Consider the following 378-nt stretch of genomic DNA (forward strand, 5'->3'; position numbering starts at 1 on the left):
ATTGTTTCTATAATATCTTTAGGTCGATTCCAAATTGGATCATTACCACCTACATCCACCAAAAAACTCGATAATAAACGATATGGTGTCTGCATGATCAAAAGCTTCTTGTATTCCTTTAAAGCTTCATCATGCTGCTTTACACAAATAATAATTTCTTGTTTCGAACAATTTTTAGGCAAATACTTTTGAATGCTTAAAATCGCATTTTCCAATGCGTTTGTACGCTTTTGATGAATCAATGGACCCAAATGATATCCTTTTTCGACCACATCGTCATAGGCTAAAGAAATCATTTCGTCTAAGATTTCATCAAATTCAATTGTATCCCTATAAATCATTAAATTTAACACAGTCTCTAACCAATAGAAAGAATAA

At 31.5% G+C, this 378-nt stretch carries 1 protein-coding gene; it reads right to left on the bottom strand.

Annotated elements, in window-relative coordinates:
• Window positions 1-341: hypothetical protein (locus ACZQCL_RS09335; RefSeq protein WP_482483000.1), on the bottom strand; the 341-nt coding region annotated here is incomplete at its 3' end.
• Window positions 342-378 lie beyond the last annotated feature (37 nt).

It is taken from the genome of Holdemanella sp., from assembly GCF_056804935.1.